Genomic DNA, 20,057 nt, shown 5'->3' on the forward strand with positions numbered 1-20,057 from the left:
GCCATGGTAAGCCGTTACCTTACCATCTAGCTAATAGGACGCATAGTCATCTTGTACCGATAAATCTTTAATTAAAAAATGATGCCATTTCTCAACATTATGGAGTATTAATCTTCATTTCTAAAGGCTATCCTCCTGTACAAGGCAGATTCTATACGCGTTACGCACCCGTTCGCCGGTCGTCAGCAAAAAAGCAAGCTTTTCCCTGTTACCCCTCGACTTGCATGTGTTAAGCCTGCCGCTAGCGTTCATCCTGAGCCAGGATCAAACTCTTCATTGTATAATCTTTAATATTATAAATGTTAAGTTCCAAAAGAATTTCTAACTTCGTAAAGTTATGGTTATTCTACTCTTTGTTTTACGCTGTCAATTTCAATATTTTCAATGAACTTGGTGAACCTCCAATAATAAGCGTTAACTCATCTCTTTAATTCAACCTTTTGTAGAAATACTAGACTCGAACTAGTGACTTACTGTCTTCCAAAATTTCTGTGATCGTGTCGCTTTGTGAAAGCGGATGCAAAACTACAAACTCTTTTTAATCTGACAAAACTTTTTTTGAAGTTTTTTTTTCGTTTGTTTGCTACACTATTTTAATGAACTGTTTTCCTTAAAAATCGGACTGCAAAGATACTCACTTTATTTCTTATTAAACAAGAAAAATTTAAACTATTTTTTAACCTTTTCTTTAAATATCTTAAACCCTATTTTAATGAACTCTCGCTAACTTCTTAGCTTACCGCTTTTCCGTTTGCGGGTGCAAATATAGATACCTTTTTCCATTCAACAAGCATCTTTTTTACCTTTTTTTGAAACTATTTTTTAATACTTTAAAATCTAATTAGTTACATACAAAAGTTTTTTACAACACAACCCTATCCTACATTTGTTTACTCCTTTTATATCTATTTGGATGCTTATAATATGGAGAAGCTTCCCTTTTTTATACCACTATATAATGCAATTGTTCGCGTTAGGGATTGAAGCGGCATCCTTTTACTTAGGCTGCCCTTAGCAGACTAAGCAAAAGATATAGCGGAAAGCCCAACACTTTGTTATGTTATAGCCCAGCGGAAACAAACAATAAAGTGGAACGCCCTAAAAATTAAACTCTCTTTTGAAATACATTTACTTATATATTGTATGAAAAATGCTTTTACAATATCTTTGCATTTCAAAATTTCCACTTGTAAGGAAATTATACAAAACATAATATATATAATGATTAAGATTACACTACCCGACGGGAGCGTCAAAGATTTTGAAATGAACAGCACTCCAATGGATGTTGCTAAAAGTATTAGTGAAGGTTTAGCTAGAAATGTTATTTCTGCAAGTTTTAATGGAACTACTGTTGAAACCTCTACTCCTTTAACCACAGATGGCTCGTTGGTTTTATATACATTTAATGATACTGCGGGTAAAAAAGCTTTTTGGCATTCTTCTGCTCACGTATTAGCACAAGCTATTCAAGATTTTTATCCTAACGCTAAATTAACTATAGGTCCTGCTATTGAAAATGGATTTTATTATGATGTTGATTTTGGTGAGGACACTATTTCTGAGAAAGATTTTGACAAAATAGAGAAGAAGTTTTTGGAACGTGCTCGTGAAAAAGCTGAATTTAAGATGCGCTCTATTTCTAAAGCTGATGCATTAGCTTATTATAAAGCTCAAGACAATCAATATAAGGTAGAACTTATTGAAGGCTTAGAGGATGGTGATATTACTTTTTGTGATCATAGTGACTTTACTGATTTATGTCGTGGTGGACATATTCCAAATACTGGGATAATCAAAGCTGTAAAGATTATGAATGTTGCTGGTGCTTATTGGCGTGGTGATGAAAAGAATAATCAGCTTACTCGTGTGTATGGAATCTCTTTTCCTAAACAAAAAGAATTAAAGCAATATTTAGAACTACTTGAAGAAGCTAAAAAGCGTGACCATAGAAAACTTGGTAAAGAATTAGAGCTTTTTACTTTTTCTCAAAAAGTAGGTCAAGGTTTACCTTTATGGTTACCTAAAGGTGCTGCTTTGCGTGGTCGTTTAGAAGACTTCTTAAAAGCTGCTCAAAAGAAAGCTGGTTATGAAATGGTAATGACTCCTCATATTGGTCAGAAAGAATTATATGTTACTTCTGGTCACTATGCGAAGTATGGTGAAGATAGTTTTCAGCCGATTACTACTCCGAAAGCTGACGAAGAGTTTTTATTAAAACCTATGAATTGTCCACATCACTGTGAGGTATACAATCATAAACCTTATTCATATAAAGATTTACCTAAGCGTTTTGCTGAATTTGGTACCGTATATAGATATGAACAAAGTGGTGAATTACATGGTTTAACTCGTGTTCGTGGTTTTACTCAGGATGACGCACACATTTTCTGTACTCCAGAACAATTAGATGAAGAGTTTAAAAATGTAATTGATTTAGTACTATACGTATTTGGATCTTTAGGTTTTGAAGATTTTACTGCTCAGGTATCTATTAGAGATATGGAGAATCTTGATAAATATATAGGTTCGGTTGAAAATTGGGAAAAAGCAGAACAAGCGATTATCAATGCAGCTAAAGATAAAGGTTTAGATTATGTAGTTGAAGAAGGTGAAGCAGCTTTTTATGGACCTAAGTTAGACTTTATGGTAAAAGATGCTTTAGGTAGAAGCTGGCAATTAGGAACTATTCAAGTAGATTATAACTTACCAGAGCGTTTTGATTTACACTATAAAGGTGCAGACAACCAACTACATCGCCCGGTAATGATTCACCGTGCACCGTTTGGTTCTATGGAGCGTTTCATAGCTGTTCTACTGGAGCATACTGGTGGTAATTTTCCTCTTTGGTTAACTCCTGAGCAAGTTATTGTACTGCCAATCAGCGAGAAATATCAAAAATATACCGAAAAAGTTTTAACTTTGTTAGAAAATTCCGAAATTCGCGCCCTCGTTGATAACCGTAACGAGAAGACAGGAAGAAAGATACGTGATGCCGAAGTTAGCAAAATACCTTTTATGGTTATTGTTGGTGAACAGGAAGAAAAAGATGGCACAGTATCTGTAAGAAAACATGGTGAAGGTGATTTAGGAACATTTACTATAGAAGAGTTCATTTCTCTAATACAGAAAGAAGTTAGTAAAACATTAGTTCCTTTTGGAAGTTAAAAATAAGATAGTAATTTAAAATTTATAAGTCATAGCAATTAGAAGAAAAGGCGGTAGAAGACCCGCGAGAGTAATTAAAGAAGATCAACATAGAATTAATGAAAAAATTAGACATGTTGATGAAGTTCGTCTTGTAGGCGATAACGTGGAAGTTGGTGTATATCCATTAGCTAAAGCTAAAGAGATTGCACGAGAGTTAGAATTAGATTTAGTTGAAATTTCACCTAAAGCTGTTCCTCCTGTTTGTAAAGTTATTGATTACAAAAAGTTCTTATATGAGCAAAAGAAACGTGAAAAGGCTTTAAAAGCTAAAGCTACTAAAGTTACCGTTAAGGAAATTCGTTTTGGACCTCAAACTGACGAACATGATTACGAATTCAAAAAGAAGCATGCAATTAAGTTCTTACAAGATGGGGCTAAATTAAAAGCTTTTGTATTCTTCAAAGGGCGTTCTATTGTATTTAAAGAACAAGGACAAATTTTACTATTAAAATTAGCTCAAGAATTAGAAGAATATGGTAAGGTAGAACAAATGCCAAAACTAGAAGGAAAACGTATGATTATGTTTATTGCTCCCAAAAAGAGTAAATAATACATATAACAATAATATAAGCAAGATAAAACTAAAGAACAAAGATGCCTAAAATTAAAACAAAATCTAGTGCTAAGAAACGTTTCAAGTTAACTGGTACTGGAAAAATCAAAAGAAAGCACGCGTTTAAAAGCCACATTTTAACAAAGAAGTCTAAAAAACGTAAGCTTGCATTAACTCACGCTACATTAGTACATAAATCTGATGAAGCAAGTATTAAGCAACAATTAGTTTTAAAATAATTGTTAGCACAGGGAATTTAATTATTAACCATGGAGTTGGGCTCGTTTAAGAACTTTTAAATAAGTCGCCTACTACAAAAACACATTTGAATTATGCCAAGATCAGTAAATTCAGTAGCTTCAAGAAATAGAAGAAAAAAAATCTTGAAGCAAGCAAAAGGTTACTTTGGACGTCGTAAAAACGTTTACACAGTAGCAAAGAATGCGGTTGAAAAAGGAATGTTATATGCATACCGTGACCGTAAAAACAATAAGAGAAACTTCCGTTCATTATGGATTCAACGTATTAACGCTGGAGCTCGTCAGTTCGGAATGTCTTACTCACAGTTTATGGGTAAAGTAAAAGCTAATAATATTGAGTTAAACCGTAAGGTTTTAGCTGATTTAGCTATGAACAACCCAGAAGCTTTTAAGGCCATTGTAGAAAAAGTAAAATAAGTTTCATAACCTTGCTTATACTAAAAACCCAAACCTTAACGTTTGGGTTTTTTTAAACCATCCACATTCATCAATTGAACTAAAATATCAATCCTATGAAATTTTTTAAAATAGTATTCATCTTTATCTTTACTCAAAGTATTATTGCTCAAGATAGCACTCCTAATCAACCTAATACAGTTGAAAATCAATTTAAAGAGCTTTATAAAAAATCAAACAACTATCAAATTTACAAGGTTGTAAAAAAGAATGAATATTTAAGACTACAGAATAGTATTTTAGATAGCATAAAAGTTATTAAAACAGATGCTGCTGCAAAACAGGTAAAAATAGATGAGCAGCAAAAAAACATTACTGAGTTACAAACTAAAATAGATACATTGAATAAAGATTTAACTACTTCTATTGATAAAGAGGATGCTATTGCCTTTATTGGTATTCCTTTAAACAAATCTACCTATAACTCCATAGTCTGGGGAATTATTTTTGTTTTACTTGCTGGATTAGCTTTCTTCATCTACAGGTTTAAAAACAGTAATGTGGTTACAAAAGAAACAAAAAGTTTGCTAACTGATACTGAAGAGGAATTTGAGCAATACAAAAGAAAATCTATTGAAAAAGAGCAAAAACTTCGTAGACAGTTACAAGACGAAATTAATAAACAACGTGGTGTAAATTAACACACCTCCTAGTTTTACATAAAAAGCAACCCTCATCTGGCTACTTTAGTAACCAAAGGGTTGCTTTTTGTATTTACTCCTGTTATTTTTGGGTGTTAGTTTACCATTATAAAAAGCTATTTAAAATTATTACACCTAACAAATTAATTAATGAAAAAGAATATAACACTATTATTAATTTTTACTTTTCTACACGCATTTGCCCAATCCAAATATGAGATTAAAGGTTTTTCAGACAGGTACAAAGGCCTGTTGAATATTTAAAAAGGTTATGAAAATGAAATTTTTAAAAAAGGGAGTATTGCTATTTTTGAATCTAAAACAAATACAAAAATTATAGAAATCCATTCCGACGAACTAACTTTTGAACTAAATGCAATCGGAGTTGTTAAAACTAATACTTTAGAGCTTCCTTACGGAGAACAAAGTATTTTAATTTATAAAGATTTTAATTTTGATGGTATTAAAGATTTAGCCATTATGGATGGTCAATTCAGCTGTTATCATGGACCTTCTTTTAGAATATATCTTGAAATTAACAACAAACTAACATTTAGCCCTGAATTTACCCGATTAGCTCAAGAATATTGTGGTATGTTTCAAACGAATAACAAAACAAAAACCATTCATACAATCACAAAAAGTGGTTGTTGTTGGCATCAATATTCAACTTTTAAAATAGTTAACAATATACCACCCCCTACTCTAATTATAGAAGAAAGTGCTGGAAATGCTCCTTTTTATTCAACTACTACAACAGAATGGGACAGAAACAAAAAGAGTAAAAAAACTACTAAAACACTGGATCTAGAATATGATGGGCTTTCTAAAATACTATCATTTAATCTTATTAAAAACCAAAAACAAGTAGTTCTATTTAGCATGAATGATCTAGCACTTAATTATGCTTTAATTAAACCTAATGGCACTGTAGAGTTTTCATTCCCTGTTGAAATGACGGGAGTAGATTCTAATTTCAAGCTCAATAAAACAAAAAATACACTAACCTTTAAAAACAAAAATGCTACATATCAAATCTATCAAACTAGCAAAGAAAGTAAAGTTAGTACAATTGGTATACTTGTTACGATAAATGGCAGAAATTACGATTTAAAAGGAATCTTAAACTCTATAGAAGGAAACTTAGAAATTCTAAAAGACTTAAAACTAAACAATCTTATCAGCAAATAAATTTTAGCTTCTAATAGTTTTAACAAAAAATCCCGAGTGATAAGCTCGGGATTTTTTTATTAAAACTGCTGTAATCCATCAGTATAATTCTTTATTTTTTAAACAGGTTTTATTTCCTCATAAGAGTTACTAGCATCCTATTACTTAGGACAATCCTGAAATTACTCCGTTATTATCAATTGTCATATTTTCAGATGCAGGTGTTCCTGGTAACCCAGGCATACGCATCATTTTTCCTAAAATTGGAATTATAAATTGTGCTCCTGCTGCTATTTCTATTTCTCTAACATTTACTGTAAACCCTTCTGGTCTTCCTATTAACTTATCATTATCTGAAAATGATTTTTGAGTTTTTGCCATGCATACAGCAAAATCATTAAAACCTAAACGATCAATTCTTCGCAAGTTTAACTCGGCTTTTTTATCATAGGTTACAGCATCAGCTCCGTAAATTTCTTTAGCAATTTTTTCTATTTTCTCTTTTACAGGACTTTTCCAATCATACAAAGGCTTGTATTGTGTAGCTTTATTTTCAACTACATCAACCACAGCTTCGGCTAAACTTTTAGTTCCTTCTCCTCCTTTAGCCCATCCTTCTGAAACGACAGCTTGTACACCTAATTTAGCACAAGCGTCAATTACAAACTGCACTTCTTCTTCTGTATCAGAAATAAAAGAATTGATAGCCACTACAGGTTCAATATTAAACTTTCTAATATTTTCTATATGCTTTTCTAAGTTTTTAAATCCGTTTTGTACACGCTCTAAACTTGGTGTATTGTATTCTTCTTTTGGAGCCCCTCCATGGTGACGTAATGCTCGGATTGTTGCTACTAACACCACGCATTTAGGATTTAACCCTGCATATTGTGATTTGATATTTAAGAATTTCTCAGCTCCTAAATCAGCACCAAAACCAGCTTCTGTTACTACGTAATTTGATAACGATAATCCCATTTTAGTTGCAATAATTGTATTGGTACCTTGCGCAATATTTGCAAAAGGTCCACCATGAATAATCGCTGGATTTTCCTCTAATGTTTGTACCAAGTTTGGTTTGACAGCATCTTTTAATAAAATAGCCATAGCATCTTGTGCTTTTAAATCACGAGCAAAAACTGGCTTTTTATCAAAAGTAAATCCTATAAAAATATTACCTAAACGCTCTTTTAAATCATCAAAAGAAGTTGCCATACAAAGAATAGCCATTACTTCTGATGCTGGTGTAATATTGAATCCATCTTCACGTGGTATTCCGTTTGCTGTTCCTCCTAAACCAATTGTGATTTGACGTAACGAACGATCGTTCATATCAATTACACGTTTCCATAAAATGGTACGCGGATCGATATTTAAATTATTAGTCCTGCTTTGTAAGTTGTTATCTATTAATGCTGATAATAAATTGTTCGCTTTCTCAATTGCATTAAAGTCTCCTGTGAAATGTAGATTAATATCTTCCATAGGAACAACTTGCGAGTATCCACCACCAGCAGCTCCTCCTTTAATTCCAAAAACAGGCCCTAATGATGGTTCTCTCAACACTACTGTAGCCTGCTTCCCTACCTTATTTAACCCTTCAGTTAACCCTATAGAAACAGTGGTTTTCCCCTCTCCTGCAGGTGTTGGAGTTAATGCTGTTACCAACACTAAGTTATTTTGCTTTATTTTTTTTTCATCTATTAAGTTTAAAGGTAATTTAGCTTTATATTTTCCATACATTTCTAAATCATCTTCTTTTACTTGTAACTTACTAGCTATATGTTTAATATGTTGTAATTCTTTTGCTTGAGCAATCTCGATATCGGTTAAATGCGCCATGGCAAATTGTTTAAAATTTTAAGTTATTTGTTGTACTAAAAAAGCAGGTAAATATACGTAATATAATCCCTATGAAAACTGACATTTGTTAGCAAATATTCCTTAATTATTATCTAAAGACATAAATATGGTAAAAGAATTGGCTTTTCTTTTAATGAAACGCTATATTTGCACGTTTTTAAAATAAAGTCGATTTAAATTATTTACAATGCAAAACAAAGGATTAATTAAATTATTTGCTATACTTTTTGGTTTAGTAAGTATTTATCAATTATCGTTTACATTCTTTGCCAATAAGGTAGAGGATAGTGCGAAACAGTATGCTAAGGCTAATGTTAGTGACAACAATGGTAGAGCTTTAGCTAGATATGAAAGAAAATACTTAGATAGCGTAGCTAACAAAGAGGTAGTAAACTTAGGATTTGCAAAGTACTCTTACAACGATATTAAGAACAAGGAAATGAACCTTGGTCTTGATTTAAAAGGGGGTATCAATGCAATTTTACAGGTATCAGTAAAAGATATCTTGACCGGATTATCTAACGATTCTCAAAACACAACTTTTAAGCAAGCTTTAGCAAACGCTGATGAAGCTCAAAAGAATAGTCAAGAGAACTACTTAGATTTATTCTACAGCGAGTTCGAAAAATTAAGCAACGGTAGTGTTAAATTAAGCGACCCAAGTATTTTTGGAACTAAAGCTTTACGTGATAAAATAGACTTCAACAAAACAAATGAGCAGGTTAAATCGACTTTACAAGAAGAAATCAACACTTCTATCAACACTGCTTTTGAAGTATTACGTAGCCGTATTGATAAGTTTGGTGTTGTACAACCAAACATTCAACGTATTGGAAACTCTGGTAGAATTCAAGTAGAATTACCAGGGGCTAAAGACATTGATCGTGTTGAGAAATTATTACAGAGTACTGCTGAATTACAGTTCTGGGAAGTTCACACGAATGCAGATGTCCAAAACTTTTTCTTTGCTGCAAATGCAAAGGTTGCTGAAATGTTAAAAGATGATTCAGCTACTGAGCAAGTGAAAGATACTGCTAAGGCAGACAATAATATTGATGATTTATTAGGTGAATCAGCTGATTCAACAAAAGTTGAAACTCAAAAGAATTTATTTTCTTATTTATACCCTAATGTAGCTCAAAGCCAACAACAAATAAGTTCTTTAGTTGCCCAAGCTAGAGTTCAGGATACTGCGAAAGTAAATAGCTTCTTACACAACAAGGAGGTAAGAGCTTTGTTACCTAACAATTTAAAGTACACTAAGTTTTTATGGGACTATAAGTCTCAAGCTGGTGCTGATGGAACTAAGCTTATTGGTTTATATGCTATAAAATCTAACAGAAAAGATCAAGCTCCTATTGAAGGAGATGTGATTGCTGATGCAAAACAAGAATACGACCAAGTTAGTAAGCCAATAGTTTCTATGATGATGAACGCAGTAGGAACCAAGAAATGGTCTAAGCTAACAGGAGAAAACATTGGTAAATTTGTTGCCATTGTGTTAGATGACTATGTTTATACTGCACCAGTTATTAATCAACAATTAGGTAGTAGCTCTTCTATTTCTGGAGGTTCTATGACAGTTAACGAAGCACAAGATATTGCAACAATTTTAAAAGCTGGTAAACTACCTGCTCCTGCTCGTATTATCCAAGCACAGGTTGTTGGTCCATCTTTAGGTAAAGAATCTATTGATGCTAGTATGTGGTCATTCGGATTAGCTATTATCTTAGTATTAGTTTGGATGTTCTTATACTACGGTAGAGCAGGTATTTATGCCAACATTGCTTTAGTTGTTAACATCTTATTCATTTTTGGAATTTTAGCTTCATTCAATTCAGTATTAACCTTACCTGGTATTGCTGGTATTATTTTAACTATAGGTATGTCGGTTGATGCAAACGTGATTATTTTCGAAAGAATCAAAGAAGCATTATATGGAGGGAAAAACTTAGGTGAATCAGTAGATGAAGGATTTAGTATTAAAGGAGCATTATCTGCAATTATTGATGCCAACATTACTACTTTATTAACTGGTATTATTTTATACACTTTCGGTACAGGACCAATCAAAGGTTTTGCTTTAACTTTAATGATTGGTATTGCTACTTCTTTATTTACAGCAGTATTTATTACTCGTTTATTTATTGATGGTGCTGTTGAAAGAGGAACTAAATTACCTTTCAATACAGGTTTCTCTAAAAACTGGTTTAGAAATATTAGTGTTGAATTCTTACAAAAACGTAAGATTGCTTATATCATTTCAGGATTCTTTATCGCAGTTGGTTTAGTTTCTATTTTTACTGTAGGTTTAAAACAGGGAGTAGATTTTAAAGGAGGTCGTTCTTATGTAGTACGTTTTGATGAAGCTATGAAAGGAAACGAAGTAGCTGAACAATTAAAAGATGTATTTGGTACAGCTCCAGAAGTAAAAACTTATGGTTCTGATCACCAATTAAAAATTACTACTGCCTTCAAAATTGATGAAGAGGGTACTGATGTTGATGAAACTGTACAAAATGCGCTATACAATGGTTTAAAACCATATTTAGGTGATACTTCATATGATAACTTTAAACCTGGTTTTGAAAAAGCAGGAAATGGAATTATGAGCTATATGAAAGTAGAACCAACTATTGCAGATGATATTAAGCAATCAGCTTTATGGGCAGTTTTAGGTTCATTAATTGTAGTTTTCTTATACATCTTATTACGTTTTAGAAAAATGGCATATTCTATCGGTGCGGTAGTAGCTGTTTTCCATGATGTATTAGTTGTATTAGGTGTATTCTCTTTACTATACAAGTTCATGCCATTTGATATGGAAATTGGTCAATCATTTATCGCTGCAATATTAACAGTAGTAGGATATTCATTGAACGATACCGTGGTAATTTTTGATAGAATTAGAGAGTTTACAGAAGGTAAAAACTCAGTTACTGCTAGCTTAGTAAACAAAGCATTAAACAGTACATTAGGAAGAACTATCAACACATCTTTAACTACATTATTAGTAATGTTAGCTATCTTCTTCTTTGGAGGAGACAGTATTAAAGGATTTATGTTTGCATTAATCGTAGGTGTGGTAGTAGGTACTTACTCTTCTTTATTTGTTGCAACGCCAATTATGTTTGACGTTTCTAAAAAAGAAGAAAACAAGTAACTCATATAAAAACATACATAAAACCGTTTTGAAGTTTATTCAAAACGGTTTTTTCATTTAATATCAAGCAACTATCTTTGCAGTCTGATGAAAATTACAAAACTCCACGATTTATACTTTAAAGAATTTATTTCAGCTGATGAAATTTCTAAAATTGTTAACTCATTAGCTGAGCAAGTAAGAAAAGATTTACCTTCTGATGAAGTTCCTATTTTTATAGGGATTTTAAACGGGTGCTTTGTTTTTACTGCCGATTTTTTACGTGAATATAAAGGAAACTGTGAAATTAGTTTTGTTAAATTGTCTTCCTACCAAGGCACTTCCTCAACAGAAGATGTAAAGAATTTAATTGGTCTTAATGAAGATTTAACTGGTCGTACCGTTATTATTTTAGAAGATATTATTGATACAGGTACAACACTTCAAGAGATTTATGAAATCTTTAAAACAAAAAATTTAAAAGAACTAAAAATAGTAACGCTTTTTTACAAACCTGATGTTTACCGTAAAGAACTACATATAGATTATATCGGAAAAGGTATTGAAGATAAGTTTATTGTAGGCTACGGATTAGATTACAAAGGGTATGGTAGAAACTTGCCTGCTATTTATCAATTAACAACACAACCCAAAATGAAAAACGTCGTATTATTCGGCCCTCCTGGAGCAGGAAAAGGTACTCAAGCACAAGTTTTAAAAGAAAAATACAATTTAATACACATTTCAACAGGAGATGTATTTCGATTTAATATTAAAAATGAAACTGAATTAGGTGTATTAGCAAAAAAATATATTGATGCTGGTGATTTAGTTCCTGATGAAGTTACCATTAATATGTTAAAAGAAGAGGTTAACAAAAATGCTGATTCAGCAGGATTCATTTTTGATGGTTTTCCTCGTACAGAATCGCAAGCAGAAGCTTTAGATGCTTTTTTAGCTGAAAAAGGTGAACGTATTAACGGTATGGTTGCTTTAGAAGTTCCTGAAGACTTACTAGTTGAACGTATCTTAGAAAGAGGAAAAACCAGTGGTCGTTCTGACGATATGGATGAAAGTAAAATCCGTAATCGTTTTAATGAATACAACACTAAAACTGCTGTTTTAAAAGACTATTACCAATCGCAAAACAACTATTACGGAGTAAACGGAGTTGGTTCTATTGAAGAAATTACACAACGTTTATCAGACGTATTTGATACACTATAACAAACGCTTGTTTAATCGTTAAAACAATAACAATTATCATTTTTTAACGATTCTACAAATAAACAACAAACAATGACTGAAGGAAATTTTGTCGACTATATTAAAATCTACGCATCATCTGGTAAAGGTGGTCGTGGATCTGCACACTTACATCGCGAAAAATATATTGCGAAAGGTGGACCTGATGGTGGTGACGGTGGTCGAGGTGGTCACATAATATTACGTGGCGATAAAAATATGTGGACACTTTTCCATTTAAAATTTAAACGTCATTTTAGAGCTGAACACGGTGGTGATGGAAGTAGCAGTAGAAGTACTGGACATGATGGTGCTGATGTTATAATTCCTGTTCCATTAGGAACGATTATCCGTGATGCCGATACTGACGAAATTTTATATGAAGTTATTGAAGACGAACAAGAAATCATCCTTCTAGAAGGTGGTAAAGGTGGTCGTGGTAACTGGCATTTTAAATCTCCTACCAATCAAACCCCTCGTTATGCTCAACCTGGTATTGACGGACAAGAAGGTTGGTATCGTATTGAGTTAAAAATTTTAGCCGATGTTGGTTTAGTTGGTTTCCCAAATGCTGGTAAATCTACTTTATTATCAGTAATTACAGCCGCTAAACCTAAAATTGCTGATTATGCTTTTACAACCCTAAAACCTAACTTAGGTATTGTAGAGTATCGTAATCATCAAAGTTTTGTAATGGCTGATATTCCAGGAATTATTGAGGGAGCTGCTGAAGGAAAAGGCTTGGGGCACCACTTTTTACGTCATATAGAACGTAACTCTACCCTACTCTTTTTAATTCCTGCAGATAGCGAGGATATAAAAAAGGAATATGAAATCTTGTTAAATGAACTTCGTAAACACAATCCTGAATTATTAGATAAAGATCGTTTGTTAGCTATCTCAAAATCGGATATGTTAGACGATGAACTTAAAGAAGAAATCAAACAAGATTTACCAGAAGGTATTGAAACCTTATTTATTTCTTCTATAGCTCAACAGGACTTAATGGAGCTAAAAGATAAATTGTGGCAAATGTTGAATTAGTTTTCGTTTAAAATAACACTATAAAAAAACACCTCACAGAGGTGTTTTTTTGTTCTTCTACTCCATCTTCCAAATCCTTATAAACATTTCTTGAAAGGCAGTTTTTGCATTCTCTTTAGTACTTTTCTCTACATACTCTTTCATTAATGCTACTCTATCAACTGCCCCTGGATGTGTGAAAATTTCTGGACCTAACAAGTTTTGTAAAACCTCAAAGTTTGTTTTTAAATCGTTTCCTAACTCCACCTCTTGTGTAGTAATTAAATGAACCGCTATAATATCGGCAAGATATTCTGCTTTTTTATACGCGTTTGTTTTGGTTCCGTTAGGTATTTCTGTTCCCAAATTAAATTGCTCTGCTTGTTTTAGCGTTACAATATGTCCTAACTCATGTGCCAATACAAAAACTTTTATATAATCTTTATCATAATCTACTAATCCTTGGCTTACTTCAATATAGCTCATTGCTGCTCCTGCATTCACAGAAGTATCGTGTTTATCTATTCTAAACTCATCTGGAATATCAACATCAGCAAACTCTTTAAACAACGGTTTTACTGTTTTTAAATATAGTTCCTTTAATTTTTCTTCTTTTGTTAAGTTTTCTACTACTTCTTCACTTTTAGTTTCACTTGTATTACAGCTTACTACTAAAAAAGCTGTGATAAGTATTATTATTTTTTTCATAAATTTTAGAATAAAAAACACCCTCAGAAATAAATTCTAAGAGTGCTTTACAGGGGAATAAACATTAATTAATAATATGTGTATGTAATATTGAATGTGTATTCACCAAATATCATATAAGAAGCTGATATTGGGTAATCATCAGTATTATATTCGAATACTACATCTGTACCATAAGAAAAAGTACCATTAACAGGGTTGTTTACGTTAACTCCGTCTAACCTTGCTCCTACGTTAATTTTAGCGTACGCTTCTGGATAGATTCCTTTAAAAGGATTATTCTTCTCATCGTATGTATTTTCATACTTTTCGTTTCCAATAGTTAAACTAGCAACATTTCCTTTTACATCATAGGTATAGCTTGTATTGGTTGTTGTATCATCTTTTTTTGTTTCTCTAACAGTTTTTTCTAAATGATTGTTAACATTATAAGTATACGTGTATGTATGCGTTTCTATTCCTTCTTCTTTCTTAATAGCGCTTATAATTAAACCTTCGTTATTATATGTGTAAATAATACTTTCTGTATCAGATTTCTTTTCGATAACTTGATTTTTATCATTGTAAACTAATGTATAAGTAGTTTTATTACCAGCTTCAGTATAATCATATGATTTAACAAAGTTTGAAGCTTCATCATAAGAATACTCTATTAAAAGATCACCTAATACAGATGCTTCTCCATAAGATTTTAGTTGTGAACCACTACCAACTTCACCACGAATATTAATAGTAACATTGTATACTTTTTCATCACCGTTTTCAGCAGTAACAGTAAAAGGCATAGCTTCACCATCTACAAAGTTTACCTCTTCTCCTGGTGCTGGATAAATTGTAGCTTTATCTGAAATAGTGATATTAGGTATTAAACCTGTAAGATTAGTTTTAAAAGGAACACTGATTGTAATATTGTTTCCTAAGTCGTAAACAACATCATCTTCACTTAATCCTTCAAAGTCTATGTTAAAACTCGTAATACTGTTTAATGATGATTGTACTACTTTATCGTTATCATCACTAGAGCAGCCTACTACTACAAGCGCTATAATTAAAGACAAAAAAGGGAATACTTTTTTCATAATGTAAAAATTTAAATGTTATTAATTTATTATCGACTTCTTTTATTCCGTTCGATAATCACGGATTATACTTTAAAAGTTTGGGTTATTTATTTTAGCATCGTTAGGAAACTGAACTATGTATCTACTATCATTTTGTTGTAATGTGTAATTTTTTCCTTCGTACCACTTTACAATTTGTGGTTGTGTGGTTCTCTTTAAATCATTCCAACGTTGACCTTCAATAGCAAATTCACGTGCACGCTCATCTAATATTTCTTCATACAACTCTTGTTTGCTTAAAGAATTGATATATGTAATATGAATTGTCATTTTAGACGGAGTATATCTGTTTTTTGCAAACGCTAACAATTCTGTTTTTGCTAAACTTAATTCGTTTTGTTTCGCATACGCTTCTGCTAAAATCAAATACAGTTCTGCTACCCTGAAGGTGGATTTGTACTTAATATCAGCTGTTTTATTGGCTCTATAAACCATTCCGTCTTTCCTAAAATACATATTGAATCTTAAATCATTTGTTCTATCGTATTTACTTAAAAAAGTATCAGACATAGAAGCATCGGTAGTGATATTATCAGAAGATATCACGTCTAACGCCAAAATAGATTCTACTGAATTAAATTCTGAAGGCATCATAGAACTATCTAAGTTTAAATCTTGAACAGTATTTTTTATAGCCAATGCTTCTTTAGCTGCATCAATAGCTTGTTGCCATTCATTTTTAGATAAAAACACCTTGGCTTTTAAGCTTTTTAAAGCTATTGTTGAGAATCTATAATTTAATCCTGTTTCTTGTTGCGCAACATTTAAACGTGTTTCAGCATTTGTAATATCTTGTAAGATTTGCTCATAAACCTCTTCAACTGACTGAATATCATATTTCTGATCTAAATTATACTCAGTTACTACAGGCACTCCTCCATCGCTATTAGCAGTTGTAACATTATAAGCTTTACTATATAAATTAACCAACTGAAAATATTGTAAGGCTCTTAAAGCATAAGCTTCACCTACCAACTGACTAATTTGAGTGGCGTCTCCAGTTATTTCAGCTTGATTTTCTATAACGTGATTTGCATGAAAGATTATTTTGTAAAAACTAGCATACGAAAAAGCTGTTGTTAATGGCGACGCACTTTCGTCATTCCATATAAAAAGATCTTCATACAGTTCAGATGCAAAAGATTCTTTGGTTAATTGAAGCTCATCACTTCTATATGTTGTTAATATATGGTTGTTTTTTTTTGTACCGTAAGCTGTTGTTAAAAAGCTTCGGTAATCTTCAACCGATTTAGGAATTATTTGCCCTACTGGCTCTACATCTAAGTAGTCATCACACGAAACCATGCTTGCTACTGCTATGAATAATATATATATGTGTTTTCTCATTTCTATATTTTTTAAAAAGAAAGGTTGAATCCGAAAGAAATAATTTTTGGTATTGGTTGTGAGTATGGGCTACCAAAAGTTTCAGGATCGAAATATCCATCGTAATTTGTTCCGAAAACAAATAGATTTCTTCCTTCTAGGTTAAAGCTTAATCTTGAAACATTCATACTTTCTATGTACTTATTTGGCACATTGTATCCAAACTTTATGCTATTAACTCTTATGTATGAAATTTTATCTACCCAAATATCTAAATCTCTAAACGTATTACCTGAATCATAAGTATTATACCAACTGTAAACTAAATCTGTTTCAAAACCTAATGTTGCAATTCCTATCAACGCTGGATAACTTCCTGTACCTGCTTTTAACACTTCTTTGTTAAAGTTGTAGTTCGGACTTACTTGCGTTGGATGATACGAAGGTGTTCTTCTAACCGTTTGATTTAAATTAAAGTTTGTAGCTATACTTAAACTGAAATCTTTATACTGAAATTTATTAATAAAACCTCCACTAAACTCAGGATCTCCATTACCTACATAGGTATATAAACTTCTATGCTCTTCTCTTGTTAACTGATTTCCATCAACTCCTTCTGATAAGTTATAAAAATCTACCGCTGTTACTTTCTTACCATCTTTCCAAAATAATGGTAATCCATTACTATCTAAACCTGCTGTTTTTATAGCAAAAACTGCGTTAACTCCATACCCTAATAAAGAAGGTTTAAAATCGTTATCTTTTATTTGAATTCTTTCTACAGTATTTTTATTATGAGAAATATTAAAGCTAGTTGTCCATGTAAAATCATCTTTTACAATGTTTCTCGTATTAATTGCTAATTCAACTCCTTTATTACTTAACGTTGCCCAGTTTGTATTGATAAAGTTGAACCCTGACTCTAACGGTATAGACTGTAAACCTATTATATCGGTACTTTTACGATAGTAGTAATCTGCCGACACATATACTCTATTATTAAACATCCCTAAATCGAATCCAACATTTGATGAAACTGTTTTTTCCCAACGTAAATCTTTGTTTGGAGCAGAAATAACGTTAATACCTTCTTCAGTTGTTCCTGGTAAAATAGTTACCTCATCATAAAGACCTACAACGTAAGGAGAAGTAGATTTATCTATATTTCCTTGTACACCGTACGAACCTCTTATTTTAAGTTCATTAATAGCGTCTACATCAAAAAAGTCTTCTTTTGCTACATTCCAAGCCCCTGCTACAGACCATAATGGTAAGTATCTAAATTTTGGATTTACACCAAATAAATTAGAACCGTCATATCGTAAACTTCCAAAGATTGTGTACTTTCTATCATAAGTGTACGAAGCTGTTCCGAAGAAAGATGCGTATGCATTTTCGTTAACTGTTTTCCTATACGGTTCAAACAATTTATTCTTCAGTGCTCTTTCATCAGTTATTTGTACAGTAGTTAATGTATTAGGATTAAAACCAAATCCTTTTGTATGAATCTCTGTACGCTTATCTTCTCTAAATTCAGTTCCTAACATTACATCAATCTCATGAATATTATTAATTGATGTGTTGTAATTTAACGTACTCTTCCAGTTGTATTGAAAAGCATCACTATTCCAGTTTTGAATTATGCCTCCTTCTGGTAAGAAAAAAGCATTTTGTCCATTATCATCTTGATATCTAGATCTAAACCTGTATTTTCTTGTATAATAACTTTCTTTGTCTGAAAATTTCTCTGTTTTATCAAAATCGAACTGCATCCCAAACTGCGTGTATAGTTTTAAGTTACTGTTAAACTTATATGTAAGATCTATGATAGGTTTTATAGAATACGATGTTAGCTCTTGATTTGTATTTTGTCTTTCTTCTAAAGGATTATACTTAAAACTTACACTTAAATCGTACCTTTCAATTAAATCAGGATCATAATTGTAGCTTCCATCTCCATTATATGGTGTAAAGTAAGGATTTACTCTTCTTGAATAATAAGCTGGGTTTGTGTAAGCGTCTGCTCCAGTAATATAAGATGTATTTTTATTTCTACTCGCAAAAACCGATACTCCTACATTTAACTTATCATTTACATCATAATCGTTTTTAAACGTAAGGTTGTACCTATTTAAACCAGTACCTTTTGTTGTTCCTTCTTCATCAAAATATCCTAAAGAGAAGTAATATCTTGATTTTTCACTACCTCCTGAAAGAGTTAAGCCGTATTGTTGGTTAATAGCAGCTTGGTACAGCTTATTACCCCAGTTAACATCTTGATTTCTTAAGTTTTTAATTGCGTTTTGAGCTAATGGATTTATACTAGAAAATCCATTGTTTTGAAAATTATTGTATTCTCCATAAGCATCTAAAATACGAGCTACTTCTCCTCTGTTACTTTGGTAAGTTAAATCTGGTCTGCTCGCTAAACCTAACTCAAAATCTACTTTCTCACTAGCATTCATTAAGTTTAACTTATCAAAATCTGGTCGTAAGGTTAAAAAAGTACTTGCATTAAAGTTAATTCTCATCGCTCCTTCTTTACCTTTTTTGGTCGTAATTACAATTACTCCGTTTGCAGCTCTTGCTCCATAAATAGAGGTTGCAGAGGCGTCTTTTAAAACTGTTATTTCTTCAATATCCTCAGGGTTGATTCCTGCAATTGGAAAAGACTTTAAATTATCAATATTATCTTTATCTCTAAAATCTTTTGGAATATCATTTCCTTGTAAAGGAATTCCATCTAAAATCCACAAAGGGTCAGAAGAGCCGTTTAAAGTTGAAGTACCTCTAATTTGAATTTTTGCCGGTGCTCCTGGTGCTCCACTAGTTGGTTGAACAAGTACTCCTGATATTTCCCCAGAAAGCATCTGGTCTATATTAGCTGTACCAGCACGCTTAACATCGTCTGTTTTAATTTTAGCAAATGACGAAGTGATTTTTCTTTTCTCTATTTTTTGATATCCCATAACAATAACCTCTCCTAAAAGCTCTTCTTTTTCTTTTAGTGTTATTATCATGTTGGTACTTCTATTTTCTATATTAATTTTTTCAGTTTCAAAACCTATGTATGAAATTATGATATACTTTGTCTCCTTAGGTGCTTTGAATGAAAAATTTCCGTCAAAATCGGTAGTTGTACCAATCATAGAAGCTTGAATGATACCATCTATATTGGTTTTATTCCCAATCACTTTAGTTGAGGCATAAATACTAACTCCTGGCAAGGTTTCGTTTCTGGCTTCATCGATAACTGTTCCACTTATTGCCTTTGTATTCTGCGCAAAAACTGAAAATGGTATAAGAAGCAGTAGGTAAATTATTTTTTTATTCATCATC

The 20,057-nt window shown here is 32.1% G+C and carries 14 protein-coding genes and 1 rRNA gene (1 of these 15 cut by a window edge); 9 read left to right on the forward strand and 6 right to left on the reverse strand.

Annotated features, from left to right (window positions below):
- Positions 1-280 (reverse strand): 16S ribosomal RNA (locus tag ACTPNM_RS14640) (it extends 1,244 nt beyond the left edge of the window).
- Positions 281-1,221: 941 nt separating this feature from the next.
- On the opposite strand from ACTPNM_RS14640, the gene thrS reads away from it, so the two are divergent.
- From thrS to ACTPNM_RS14670, 6 genes are all read left to right on the forward strand, one after another.
- Positions 1,222-3,168, forward strand: a complete 1,947-nt coding sequence (gene thrS / locus ACTPNM_RS14645) for a threonine--tRNA ligase (protein WP_440122531.1) — start codon at positions 1,222-1,224, stop codon at positions 3,166-3,168.
- Between the two features lie 73 nt (positions 3,169-3,241).
- Positions 3,242-3,760, forward strand: a complete 519-nt coding sequence (gene infC, locus ACTPNM_RS14650; RefSeq protein WP_262706669.1) for a translation initiation factor IF-3 — start codon at positions 3,242-3,244, stop codon at positions 3,758-3,760.
- Between the two features lie 44 nt (positions 3,761-3,804).
- Entirely contained in the window at positions 3,805-4,002 is a 198-nt protein-coding gene (rpmI, locus tag ACTPNM_RS14655; protein ID WP_274639713.1) for a 50S ribosomal protein L35, read from the forward strand.
- 93 nt (positions 4,003-4,095) lie between these two features.
- On the forward strand, positions 4,096-4,440 hold the full coding sequence (rplT, locus tag ACTPNM_RS14660; RefSeq protein WP_028891166.1) for a 50S ribosomal protein L20: 345 nt from the start codon (positions 4,096-4,098) through the stop codon (positions 4,438-4,440).
- Between the two features lie 95 nt (positions 4,441-4,535).
- Entirely contained in the window at positions 4,536-5,120 is a 585-nt protein-coding gene (locus ACTPNM_RS14665; protein WP_440122532.1) for a tRNA (guanine-N1)-methyltransferase, read from the forward strand.
- 435 nt (positions 5,121-5,555) lie between these two features.
- Entirely contained in the window at positions 5,556-6,311 is a 756-nt protein-coding gene (locus ACTPNM_RS14670; RefSeq protein ID WP_440122841.1) for an XAC2610-related protein, read from the forward strand.
- Positions 6,312-6,455: 144 nt separating this feature from the next.
- On the opposite strand, the gene ACTPNM_RS14675 is transcribed toward ACTPNM_RS14670, so the two are convergent.
- Positions 6,456-8,132 (reverse strand): formate--tetrahydrofolate ligase, encoded by a 1,677-nt coding sequence (locus ACTPNM_RS14675; RefSeq protein ID WP_440122533.1) that lies wholly within the window; start codon positions 8,130-8,132, stop codon positions 6,456-6,458.
- Between the two features lie 208 nt (positions 8,133-8,340).
- Between ACTPNM_RS14675 and secDF the strand changes: the two genes are divergently transcribed.
- The 3 genes from secDF (at position 8,341) to obgE (ending at position 13,584) form a co-directional block, all read left to right on the forward strand.
- The gene (gene secDF, locus ACTPNM_RS14680) at positions 8,341-11,316 is read left to right on the forward strand and encodes a protein translocase subunit SecDF (RefSeq protein WP_440122534.1); all 2,976 of its coding nucleotides are present in this window, start codon (positions 8,341-8,343) and stop codon (positions 11,314-11,316) included.
- A gap of 87 nt (positions 11,317-11,403) precedes the next feature.
- Positions 11,404-12,522: an adenylate kinase gene (locus tag ACTPNM_RS14685; RefSeq protein WP_440122536.1), complete on the forward strand. Its 1,119-nt coding sequence runs from the start codon at positions 11,404-11,406 to the stop codon at positions 12,520-12,522.
- 72 nt (positions 12,523-12,594) lie between these two features.
- Positions 12,595-13,584 carry a GTPase ObgE gene (obgE, locus tag ACTPNM_RS14690; RefSeq protein WP_440122537.1) on the forward strand — a complete coding sequence of 330 codons (990 nt, stop codon included), beginning with the start codon at positions 12,595-12,597 and terminating at the stop codon, positions 13,582-13,584.
- Between the two features lie 57 nt (positions 13,585-13,641).
- On the opposite strand, the gene ACTPNM_RS14695 is transcribed toward obgE, so the two are convergent.
- From ACTPNM_RS14695 to ACTPNM_RS14710, 4 genes are all read right to left on the reverse strand, one after another.
- Positions 13,642-14,271, reverse strand: a complete 630-nt coding sequence (locus ACTPNM_RS14695; RefSeq protein WP_440122538.1) for a hypothetical protein — start codon at positions 14,269-14,271, stop codon at positions 13,642-13,644.
- A gap of 68 nt (positions 14,272-14,339) precedes the next feature.
- Positions 14,340-15,350 carry a hypothetical protein gene (locus tag ACTPNM_RS14700; protein ID WP_440122540.1) on the reverse strand — a complete coding sequence of 337 codons (1,011 nt, stop codon included), beginning with the start codon at positions 15,348-15,350 and terminating at the stop codon, positions 14,340-14,342.
- Between the two features lie 72 nt (positions 15,351-15,422).
- Complete coding sequence (locus ACTPNM_RS14705) at positions 15,423-16,739, reverse strand: RagB/SusD family nutrient uptake outer membrane protein (RefSeq protein ID WP_440122541.1); 1,317 nt, start codon at positions 16,737-16,739, stop codon at positions 15,423-15,425.
- An 11-nt stretch (positions 16,740-16,750) separates the two neighbouring features.
- Positions 16,751-20,056, reverse strand: coding sequence for a SusC/RagA family TonB-linked outer membrane protein (locus ACTPNM_RS14710; protein WP_440122542.1), 3,306 nt, complete (start codon positions 20,054-20,056; stop codon positions 16,751-16,753).
- Position 20,057: the final 1 nt, after the last annotated feature.

It is taken from the genome of Tenacibaculum sp. Ill (assembly GCF_051938915.1).
In the GTDB taxonomy this organism is placed as follows: Bacteria; Bacteroidota; Bacteroidia; order Flavobacteriales; family Flavobacteriaceae; genus Polaribacter; species Polaribacter larymnensis.

Bases quoted from the DNA above. Each gene is read 5' to 3' on its own strand.
- thrS (WP_440122531.1), top strand. From the start codon at position 1,222: ATGATTAAGATTACACTACCCGACGGGAGCGTCAAAGATTTTGAAATG.
- rpmI (WP_274639713.1), top strand. From the start codon at position 3,805: ATGCCTAAAATTAAAACAAAATCTAGTGCTAAGAAACGTTTCAAGTTA.
- rplT (WP_028891166.1), top strand. From the start codon at position 4,096: ATGCCAAGATCAGTAAATTCAGTAGCTTCAAGAAATAGAAGAAAAAAA.
- ACTPNM_RS14665 (WP_440122532.1), top strand. From the start codon at position 4,536: ATGAAATTTTTTAAAATAGTATTCATCTTTATCTTTACTCAAAGTATT.
- ACTPNM_RS14675 (WP_440122533.1), bottom strand. From the start codon at position 8,132: ATGGCGCATTTAACCGATATCGAGATTGCTCAAGCAAAAGAATTACAA.
- secDF (WP_440122534.1), top strand. From the start codon at position 8,341: ATGCAAAACAAAGGATTAATTAAATTATTTGCTATACTTTTTGGTTTA.
- ACTPNM_RS14685 (WP_440122536.1), top strand. From the start codon at position 11,404: ATGAAAATTACAAAACTCCACGATTTATACTTTAAAGAATTTATTTCA.
- obgE (WP_440122537.1), top strand. From the start codon at position 12,595: ATGACTGAAGGAAATTTTGTCGACTATATTAAAATCTACGCATCATCT.
- ACTPNM_RS14695 (WP_440122538.1), bottom strand. From the start codon at position 14,271: ATGAAAAAAATAATAATACTTATCACAGCTTTTTTAGTAGTAAGCTGT.
- ACTPNM_RS14700 (WP_440122540.1), bottom strand. From the start codon at position 15,350: ATGAAAAAAGTATTCCCTTTTTTGTCTTTAATTATAGCGCTTGTAGTA.
- ACTPNM_RS14705 (WP_440122541.1), bottom strand. From the start codon at position 16,739: ATGAGAAAACACATATATATATTATTCATAGCAGTAGCAAGCATGGTT.
- ACTPNM_RS14710 (WP_440122542.1), bottom strand. From the start codon at position 20,056: ATGATGAATAAAAAAATAATTTACCTACTGCTTCTTATACCATTTTCA.